The organism is Mesorhizobium sp. M7D.F.Ca.US.004.01.2.1, from assembly GCF_003997785.1.
GTDB classification, from domain to species: Bacteria; Pseudomonadota; Alphaproteobacteria; order Rhizobiales; family Rhizobiaceae; genus Mesorhizobium; species Mesorhizobium loti.
In genome coordinates, this window is sequence record NZ_RZRQ01000284.1 from 1 (window position 1) to 7,628 (window position 7,628).

General features: G+C 59.3%; 8 protein-coding genes. 3 read left to right on the forward strand and 5 right to left on the reverse strand.

Annotation, left to right across the window (positions count from 1 at the left end):
• The coding region (locus tag EN993_RS27530; protein WP_127265333.1) for a methyltransferase domain-containing protein at positions 1-440 on the forward strand (440 nt) is incomplete at its 5' end.
• A 136-nt stretch (positions 441-576) separates the two neighbouring features.
• Here the strand turns inward: EN993_RS27530 and EN993_RS27535 are convergent.
• The 4 genes from EN993_RS27535 to EN993_RS37150 form a co-directional block, all read right to left on the reverse strand.
• Positions 577-801, reverse strand: a complete 225-nt coding sequence (locus EN993_RS27535) for a DUF768 domain-containing protein (RefSeq protein ID WP_109671054.1) — start codon at positions 799-801, stop codon at positions 577-579.
• Between the two features lie 407 nt (positions 802-1,208).
• A complete protein-coding gene (locus EN993_RS27540; protein WP_127265334.1) occupies positions 1,209-2,225 on the reverse strand; it encodes an ATP-dependent DNA ligase in 1,017 nt (338 codons plus the stop codon).
• Positions 2,222-4,879, reverse strand: a complete 2,658-nt coding sequence (ligD, locus tag EN993_RS27545) for a DNA ligase D (RefSeq protein WP_127265335.1) — start codon at positions 4,877-4,879, stop codon at positions 2,222-2,224. The genes EN993_RS27540 and ligD overlap by 4 nt, the downstream gene beginning before the upstream one ends.
• A 99-nt stretch (positions 4,880-4,978) precedes the next feature.
• Positions 4,979-5,146 (reverse strand): hypothetical protein, encoded by a 168-nt coding sequence (locus EN993_RS37150; RefSeq protein WP_164548591.1) that lies wholly within the window; start codon positions 5,144-5,146, stop codon positions 4,979-4,981.
• A 100-nt stretch (positions 5,147-5,246) separates the two neighbouring features.
• Here EN993_RS37150 and EN993_RS27550 point away from each other — a divergent pair, with 100 nt between their 5' ends.
• The gene (locus EN993_RS27550) at positions 5,247-6,074 is read left to right on the forward strand and encodes a Ku protein (RefSeq protein WP_127265336.1); all 828 of its coding nucleotides are present in this window, start codon (positions 5,247-5,249) and stop codon (positions 6,072-6,074) included.
• Between the two features lie 35 nt (positions 6,075-6,109).
• The gene (locus tag EN993_RS27555; RefSeq protein WP_109671190.1) at positions 6,110-6,418 is read left to right on the forward strand and encodes a helix-turn-helix transcriptional regulator; all 309 of its coding nucleotides are present in this window, start codon (positions 6,110-6,112) and stop codon (positions 6,416-6,418) included.
• A 758-nt stretch (positions 6,419-7,176) separates the two neighbouring features.
• On the opposite strand, the gene EN993_RS27570 is transcribed toward EN993_RS27555, so the two are convergent.
• Positions 7,177-7,628, reverse strand: a 452-nt coding sequence (locus EN993_RS27570; protein WP_127265337.1) for a methyltransferase domain-containing protein, incomplete at its 5' end; no start/stop codon positions are given.

The window sequence follows — 7,628 nt, forward strand, 5'->3', positions numbered from 1 at the left end:
ACACGTTCGACGCGGCAATCTGCTTCTATGTCGGCATGAACATCGCCGACAAGGCCGCCGTGATCGCGCAGGCTTTTCGCGTTCTGAAGCCGGGCGGCAAGCTGATCTGGACGGAAGCCGTGCTGGCGGGCGGTGAGCCGCATTACCCGTTGCCGTGGGCGGTCGCGCCGGAGGCCAGCCACCTTGTTGACCGAAACGCCCTGAAGACCCTATTCGTCGACGCAGGCTTCCATGTTGACGACATCATTGAGGAGACCGGCGAACATGTCGAACTGGCATTGAAAAGGGCAAGCTCCGGCATCATGCCCTCGCCGGCCCAACAGCAGGCCAATGAGATCGTGCTCGGCGCTGAATTCGTGCAGCGGCGGAAGAATTACATCCGCTGCCTGAGCGAAGGCCGGTTGGCATCGCTGGCCGTCATTGTCTCGAAGACTGCCTGACCCGAGCCCGACGCACGATGACGCACGAGCGATAGAGCAATCGACAGCGTCGTGCCGACCACCAGTGCAACGATCATGACATAGAAAAGTGGGGGTGGGTGAAGTAGCAACTCGGCCGCAACGAACAGGAAGCGATTCAGTCCACCAACCCCCCTGCCCGGTATTCCATGGCATGAAAAATCGCTTCGTAGACGCTCTCTACTTCCTCGTCGACTTCTTCGGTCGATATTCCCTGCCGGCCGGCCTCTTGCATGGCCTCGTCCGCCAGATCGGCGACCGAAACCAGCAAATCAGGGGGCGCCTTTTCAGGCAGGTGTTCTGAAATCCAGTGATAGAGAAAGTCGGCGCCACGCGTGCTCATATCGCTTTAAGTTCGCGGATGTCGTTCGGTTCCGCTGGGCATTCCGCGCCTTTGCGCGCAGAACACCGAGAGCTGGTTCGGGGTCTTTCATCTTCCTGGGCACATGCCTGCGGAACCGCCCGCAGCTGCTTGCCAAACCGGAGAGCACACACCGCCACCTGCTTTTGAGGCGGAGTAGGGTTTGGCGACCTCCACTTGAGATCCAGACAATGCTACCTAGCACGGCAGGTGGAGTTTGGCGCGCTGACCGGACAGTGCCTTGAGGGCCGATATTATTTGGCCGAGGATGCTGCCGAAGCGGTAGCGACGGCTCTCCGCGTGGTCCCACCTTTTTGATCCTACGTTGTGATGGCTACTGCCCGAATGGCCTTACCCGGCACCCTCAAAAATGGACGGGGCCCCGTTCGCTATTTCAGCAGCTGGTCGAACGTACACTGTTTGGGGTGCTTGTCGGGACGCCAGCGTATGAACTTGGTCCCATGCCGAAAGCGATCGCCTGTGACATGATCGAACCGAACTTCTACGACCAGTTTCGGCTTCAATGGCTCCCATTGCCCGCTTCTTTCCGTACTCCAGCGACTTGGGCCACCCGGCGCTTTGCCGGTAAAGCCGGGAGGTGAACGCAAAGCTTCGAGTTGTCGCGTCAATTGTGGCCGGTCCTGCTCCGCGATCGTCGAGGTGAATCCCACATGGTCGAGCTTGCCCTCACCATCATAGAGCCCAAGCAAAAGAGAACCGACCTCGGGCGAGCTTGCCAGATACCGGAATCCGCCAACCACGCAATCCGCCGTGCGCAGACGCTTGACCTTGACCATGGCACGCTCGCCAGGTCGGTATCCTTCGTCGAGACGCTTTGCGACAACGCCATCCGTCGAACCCTGCCCGGATTGACTGAGCCACTTCACTGCCGTCACCACGTCCTGAGTCGATCGCGAAAGCTCAAGGCCGGGGCTTCCAGTCGACGGAATGAGCGCTTCCAGGGCCTTGCGGCGTGCTGACAGCGGTTGGTCCATCACGCTGCCGCCGGGACCAGCCAGCATATCAAACAGGATCAGTTTGGCCGGCGTTTCGGCAGAGAGTTTCCGGATCCTGCTTTCCGCCGGATGCAGCCGCATCTGCAATGCATCGAACGAAAGCGCGCCATCGACGTCGATCACGATTTCCCCATCGACCACGAACTCTTTGGCCTTCAAGGCTCGCAACATCGAAACGACTTCGGGGAAATACCTGCCGAGCGGCTTACCCGATTTCGCGCGCAAGTCCACCTTATCGCCGGCTTTGAAGGCAAGGCAACGGAACCCGTCCCATTTGGGTTCGTACTGCCATTGGCCGGCGCCGTCAGGCAACGCGTCTGCAGTTTTCGCCTCCATCGGCACGGTGTCCAATGGAACGCCAAACGGCAGCTTTGCGGTTTCGGATGTCATGCGGCGAGCTTTGCCGACCCCAGCCGCTTGATAGCGGTGCTGATCGAGCGTTCGCCATCACCGTAATCGGTCCAGGCGACGGTCTTCTTCAGGAGGCCGGGCACAGTGGCGACCGTGTCTCTCTTCGGATCGAGATCCGCCTTCACCTGCCCCCATGTCAGGGGCATGGATACCGTTGCGCCTTCTCTCGCCCTCGGAGACAGTGGGGCGACGGCTGTCGCCATGCGATCGTTTCGAAGGTAGTCCAGGAAGATTCGGGACGTCCGCAACTTCTTGGCCATATTTACAAGGTAGAGGTCTGGGCTATCGCCTGCCATCTGCATGCAGACCGCCTTGGCGAAGGCCTTGGCCTCGGGCCATGTGGTTTTGCTGCGCTGGGTCGCCAAGGGCGTGACAACGTGCAGCCCCTTTCCGCCCGTCGTCTTGCAGAAACTCACCAAACCCAAATCCTCGAGACGGTCGCGCATTTCCTTGGCCGCCGCGACGACCTCGGCGAAGGCAACTTCCGGACCAGGATCGAGATCGAAAACCAGTCGGCCGGGGATCTCGGGATGACCGGGTTGGCAATTCCAGGGGTGCAGCTCCAGGCCGCCGATCTGGGCGATGGCCGCCAGCCCCTCGACACGATCGATCTGCAGATATGGCTTGTGGTCGCCGAAAACCTTCACCAGTTCCAGCAGATTGGACGTGCCTGGCATTGCGTGGCGCTGGAAGAACTGTTCGCCCGCATAGCCATCAGGAGCGCGCACGAGGGAGCAGGGTCGTCCCTTGAGATGCTTGATCATCCATGGGCCGACGGCCTCGAAGTATTCGGCCAGGTCGAGCTTCGTCACCGGCTGCCCGCCGTCGCCGGCGTTCGGCCAAAGCGGTTTGTCCGGCTTGGAAATGATGACGCCCATGACAACCGGGCTTTTTCCCGTACCTCGCGTTGCCTTGGCAGGGTCGGCGAGCTTCGTGTCCTGAGGATCGGCGGGGCGCTCGGCCTCGACGTCCTTTGCTGGTTTGTCTTCACGCAGGGCTTTGAAGGCAGCCTGCCTGACATTGCCGCCCCCAGTCCATCCCGCGAACTCGATCTCAGCAACCAGTTCCGGCTTTGTCCAAAAGATGGTGGAGTCCTTCTTCGGCGCGCCATCGCCGGTGAAAGGTGATTTGGTCGCCTTCATTGCCTTCAACCTGGGCAGCAGTTGCTTGACCTTTGCCTCGCTGAAGCCGGTTCCGACACGGCCGATATAGGCGAAATGTTCGCCGCGGTTGACGCCAACGAGCAAAGATCGGAATTTGCCGTTGGTGTTAGACCAGCCACCGATGACAACCTCATGCCCGGCGCGGCATTTCGATTTTACCCAAGTGTCGGTCCTTCCCGACACATAGGTTGCATCAGCCTTTTTGGAGATGATGCCTTCAAGCGAAAGACGACAAGCAGAACGCAACACCGCATCGCCGCCATTGGTGAAGTGCTCGACATAGCGGATCAGGTGTTCCTCGCCGCGATCCACCTCGCCCAGCATCTCGCTCAGCTTTTCCTTGCGTTGCGTAAGAGACAGTCTGCGCAAATCCTCGCCGTCGGCGGACAACAAGTCGAAGGCAAAGAATACGAGATCCTTTGTCCGGCGCTCGGACAGCGCGGCTTGCAAAGCGGCGAAATCCGGTGCGCCATTTTCGCCGAGCGCTACGATCTCACCGTCGATAATGCCATCGGGGAAATGGGCCGCCTCTCTTGCGATGGCGTCAAATTTTTCCGTCCAATCCAGACCTCTTCGTGTTTTCAACGTGGCGGCGCCGTCCTCGATGCGCAACTGGACGCGGTAGCCGTCGAATTTGATTTCATGAACCCAGTCTGTCCCTGCCGGCGGCCGCGAAAGCGTCGCGCAGAGCTGTGGTGCGATGAAGCCAGGCATCTTCGCCGTCGAACCCCGCGCGGCTCCTTTCGCAGGCAGCACCGCCTTCGCCATTCCCTTAGACGACTTTGCGCGCTCGTCGGCGGCGTGGCCACGATTGCTGTCCCACACCGCATCGGCATCGGCCACAGAAGAGCCTTGCATCATGAACGGCTTCGGGCCGGAACCCTTGCCCGCGGCAATTTTTTCCATGCTCCGTCCGGAGGCCACGGATCGATCATGAGACAGCACCGCGTCGCCGTTGCCATCCGTCGCGTATTCGTCACGATGCTTGATCAGCAGCCAGTTCGTCCGTCTCCCGCCATTGCGGTCATGCTTCATGCGCACAAGCACAAAGCTTCCATGCAGGCGCTTGCCGTCGAGCATGAACTTCAGATCACCCTTTTCCAGTGCCTGCTCAGGAGGCATGGAGCCTTCCGGCTGCCAATAGCCTCGATCCCACAGCTGCACCGTTCCGCCGCCATACTGCCCCTTGGGGATGGTACCTTCGAAGTCGCCGTAGTCGAGCGGATGATCCTCAACCTGGACGGCCAGGCGCTTGTCCTGAGGATCCAGAGACGGACCTTTGGTAACAGCCCACGACTTGAAGACACCGTCGAGCTCAAGGCGAAGATCATAGTGCAGTCGCGTCGCCGCGTGTTTCTGAATGACGAAGCGGAGCCGGTTCGATTTAGCGATCGAGCGCTCGCCACTCGGTTCTTTCGTCTTCGTAAAATCACGCTTGGCGCGATAGGTGGAAAGCTCGCCTTTTGTCATGCAACAGATCCCGGCTGAGGACGCGACGCGCGACTCAACGCCGTGGACGAGATTTGGTTCGTTCGGCGCTGGAATGACGCGGCAGTCACTTTTTCCGTCTCAGAGGAGATGTGGCGTCTTAATCTCCGTCGCCGCGGATTGGCGCTCGACACATCGCGGTCCAGCAAGGTCGCTCAAGACAAGCTCGATCTCGGCACGCAGCTGTTGCCAAAACCCTTCAACCTTGAAGACCTTGCCGAAGAGCTGCGGGCCGTTCTCGATGAGCATAGGTCCGTTGGTCAGGCACGCCTGACAGCGGCAAGACCGGCATGCAGCGGAACGATTCAAACGCCCGTTCGTTTGCCTCGACGGAAACAGGACAAATTAAATGGTTGCGCCGCGTGCGGCCTGGAAGGGCTTTTTAAAGGTTGGTTCCGTCGCTTGCGGCGTAAAGGTTATCGGCGCAACCAGCGAGGCATCCAAGATTCATTTCAAGATCCTGAACCGAAAAGACGGTCTGCCGGTCAAAAGTGTTTATGCCGACGAGAAGACGGGAAAGACCGTCGAGGCGGAAGACCAGGTGAAGGGGTTCGAAGTCGAGAAAGATGAGTTCCTTCAGATCGATCCCAACGACATCAAGGCGCTGAAGCTGACATCGGATCATACACTCGAGGTCGGCGAATTCGTATCCATTGACGACGTGGATACGCGCTATCTCGAGAAACCCTACTATCTGATTCCTGCCGACGGCGCCGCTGTCGAGGCTTACGGCGTCATTCGCGACGCGATGAAGAACAAGGGTGTTGCTGCCCGATCCTGTATCGTCCTTTATCAGCGCGGCCGGGAGGTGCTGATCCAACCTCATGGCAAAGGCATGCTGATGACAGAATTGCGGAACCACAACGAGGTGGTCTCCGCAGACAGTGTTTTCGATGGCTTGACGAAGGCGAAATACGATCCTGAATTGCTCGAAATCGCCGGCATGCTGATCGACAAGAAAGTTACGACTTTCGATCCTTCAAAATTTGAAGATACGTATGAAGATGCCTTGATCGCCATGATCGATGCGAAGCGCAAGGGTAAGGCGCCGCCAAAGCCGGCTCCCAAGCCAAAAGAGAACGTCATCAACCTGGCTGAAATTCTTAAAAAGAGTCTCAAGCAGGAAGGGCTGGCAGCATCCAGAAAGAGCCTTTCGCCGAAGCGCAAGAAAGCTTGAGCACGGCCGCGCCCCACGCGATCGAGGAGACATTTGTGGTCCGACCAACCCGGGAACAATGCCGTGCGGCAAGGGGGCTCTTAAATTGGTCGCAAGCCAGGCTTGGCGCAAAAGCGAATGTGAGCGAAGGAACGGTTAGGGACTTCGAAAACGGCAAGCGTGTACCGGCCACCGACAAGCTCCTTGCGATGCAAGCCGCATTGGAAATGGGCGGCGTGGCTTTCCTGAGCCATGGGCAGACTGCGCAAGGCGGAGGACCGGGAGTTCGCCTAAGGAAGCCGACGGCACCGCGAACACGCGTTCGAGATGGCGAAGCCGGCATCATCGAAAACAGTGAAATGTAGAATGCTGCAGGCTAGCAGCCCCTCACATCTGGTCGTTGTAATGCTCTTTCGCTTGTCCAACCATCTTCGCCAGTTCGGAAAATGGGGGATGTCCGATTCACCTTGGGCTTTGTCAGCGATCTGAAGAAGCGGGATCGGACAGCAGATCGTGTTGCGATTGGCAGGGGAACTTCATTTGTCCGCTGGTTGCCTGTCACGGGACGCCTCAACCGTTCTCAGACCGGTATCAATGTCGTCGACAGCAGGCCCCTTGTGAACATGCACATTGTTGCCACGCAATCGAAGTCATCAGCCTTCGCGCGAAGATTTGCGACGTTCATGGGCTGGACCTCTTTATCTGCCCCGAAGGGTTCTGCCCGTCCGACTGATGGGTCTTGTCGTTCACGTCGTTCGAAGGCCGTGTCAGTCCCACCCCGCTCCTCGGATTCTTGTTACCCGCCGCGTCCTGGGAGAAAGAATCCGAAGGGTCGGGACCGGTCTTGGCAGGATATTTTGTTGCTCCCGTTTCGCGATGGTTGTCGTTGCCAGACATGTGCAGCCCTCCTGTGTGATCGTCGATAACCACACCCGACGCCACGAGTTCCATTGCGCATGGAACATTCCCAGGGGCCGATCGTTGGCCAGCAAAAACGATAGCTGCACGGCCAGGATCAAGAACCTTAACGCAGGGCGTTGTCGAGAAGCCGGATTTGGCTCAAGCCAGAATTGAGCGCAAAGACCTCAACTGCAGGGGCCGCGACTTAGCGCACCTCGGCCTCTCACGCTCTCTTCGCGAACGCCCAGACCATCAGCGGGTATTCCTCGTCGTTGCTGAGGTCGCGCCACAGGCCGTAGGCGCGCACGGGGCCGCCGATATGGGCCCTGGCGCAGGCCTTGTTGCCCCAGCCGTGGACCTTGACGTTGGCTTCCGCGAAGCCGCCCTCGACCATCAGCTGCTTGAGGCCGGCAGGGGTCCATCTGTTGTAGTCGTGCGGCCTGGCGTGGACGCGAAACAGGAAGGGTGTCGCCACCATCGCCCAGCCGCCGGGCCGGGTCATGGCGTGGATGTTTTGCACCGCCGCCTGCGGCCGCTGCACGTGCTCCAGCACCTGGTCGGCGATGACGATGGAATATTGCTCGTCGGTGCGGTCCTTGCAGATGTCGAAAGCGGGGAAATCGACGCTGCGGTAATTGGGGCACATTGTGCGCCAGTAGCGGTTCCAGCCGGGCG